The organism is Vibrio sp. 1F253, assembly GCF_041439295.1.
Taxonomy (GTDB): domain Bacteria; phylum Pseudomonadota; class Gammaproteobacteria; order Enterobacterales; family Vibrionaceae; genus Vibrio; species Vibrio tasmaniensis_A.
Map to the genome: position 1 here is coordinate 1 of NZ_JBGONU010000133.1, position 1,584 is coordinate 1,584.

The following is a 1,584-nucleotide window of genomic DNA, read 5'->3' on the forward strand; positions in this document are numbered from 1 at the left end:
ACGAGTAACGCTATCCAGGTCGGCGATAAGCCCATGCTGTTCAGTGAGACGAGTAACTCCATTACTTACCCCTGAATTTAAATGAAAAGAACTCCAGTAAGTAACGCACCATAGAGCGAAACCCAAACGTGTCGATGACCACCGCACCCACTATGTACCAATAGTACTCGGGCACAAATTCCAACGCTTTGAACCCTTCTTGAACATACTCCGCATAGTCTGGGATAAACGACAAGATCAGAGGAACAAACACCACCAAGAGAATGAACTCATCTTTAAGGCCGCGATCTTTGAGGCTCACCCTATCTAAATCGGCGGCCTGTTCATCTCCAGACTGTAAACGCTTCACTTGAGCTTGGTGACGCTCTTGCTCGATCTCATCTTGTCGCTTGAGGGCATTCGCTTTATTGAGGCCGTGCTGCTTATAGGCATCAATGCCGCCAGTGATGAGGTTGGCGATGGCGCCTATCATGCGTAAACCCGTTTATCGAGTTCCACATGAGGCCCATCTTTAAAGCTGACCCAATCCCCACCCCAGACAATAGGCACATTCAGCTCTTTTGCCGCTTGTTTAAACGCCCAACTCACTTGTTCGTAATAACTAAAGCCCCACGTGACTTTGCTGTTTTCGTCATACACCACAAAATCAATCGCATGGCCTGACTGGTGCCGGCTTTTTTTACTGTAGCCATCGAGTTGGCTAGCGCCTTTTTTGAAGAGCGCATTTTGCTCTTCGGCCGTTCGCTTTCCCGAGGTAATGCCAAAATCAAACGGGGTTAACTCAATCGCCCTGCGAACCACGCGTTTGAGATCGCCATGAACCCCAATCATGCGAGACTCGCTTCTTGCTGATAACGCAAACTGACTGAGTGCTTTATCGACGGTTTTTTTGTTCATGAAATACACTCCTAGTAAAGTGAAGAGCACAACGAGCGCACTCAACTTTTTAATGGTCATTATTCGAAATCCGGTAACTGGGTCACGAGTAAGGCTCTGGCTGTCTCACGCTTGGAGAGAACCTCTTGGGGGACGTCCGCACCGTTTTCTACTTGGCGTACTAAGTAAAAATCGGTCGCATCAAGGTAATGTTTAGCCTTTGCGCGCCTTTCAGATTGTTCTTTATTTTGTTGAGCCTCTAGTGACAGGACAAAAGCCTCACCAGTCCATCGGTAGAGTTCGGGATTAACGGCGACGTCTTGCGTCAGTTGGACATCTAAACGGATTAATTGAGTTGACGCTTGAGGCGCGTTGATCGTGACAATTCGCCCCTGCGTATCGACCTGTATCATCGCTCTAACTCCTTAAAGGTCGTTCGAGACACAATGCACACTTGAATATCAATATAATTGCAAGTAAATATGATTTTTTTCGCGTTGCTCGGTGTCAAAATAGGAATGAAATAACATCGCCTTGAAAAGCCAGCCACAAAGGGAACTACCATTGCCCTATGGCTATTAGCTACCATCTCGTCATGATCATCAAAGCATTGAGACCAAAAGACGACTTGATCTAAGTTCCTTGAATTTTCTCTATCCAACCAACCCACTCGTACTTCCAGTAGCTCTACATCATCTGACAGAGAAA

The 1,584-nt window shown here is 46.7% G+C and carries 4 protein-coding genes; all 4 read right to left on the reverse strand.

The genetic code is table 11. The features are described from left to right. Positions 1 to 61: 61 nt before the first annotated feature. Complete coding sequence (locus tag ACED28_RS23160) at positions 62 to 472, reverse strand: hypothetical protein (RefSeq protein ID WP_017083721.1); 411 nt, start codon at positions 470 to 472, stop codon at positions 62 to 64. After that, positions 469 to 897, reverse strand: coding sequence for a M15 family metallopeptidase (locus ACED28_RS23165; RefSeq protein ID WP_017100572.1), 429 nt, complete (start codon positions 895 to 897; stop codon positions 469 to 471). Before ACED28_RS23165 ends, ACED28_RS23160 begins: the two co-directional genes overlap by 4 nt. A 59-nt stretch (positions 898 to 956) precedes the next feature. Next, positions 957 to 1,289, reverse strand: coding sequence for a hypothetical protein (locus ACED28_RS23170; protein WP_048615170.1), 333 nt, complete (start codon positions 1,287 to 1,289; stop codon positions 957 to 959). Then, on the reverse strand, positions 1,286 to 1,584 hold a 299-nt coding region (locus ACED28_RS23175; protein WP_371710852.1), incomplete at its 5' end, for a hypothetical protein. The genes ACED28_RS23170 and ACED28_RS23175, both read right to left, overlap by 4 nt.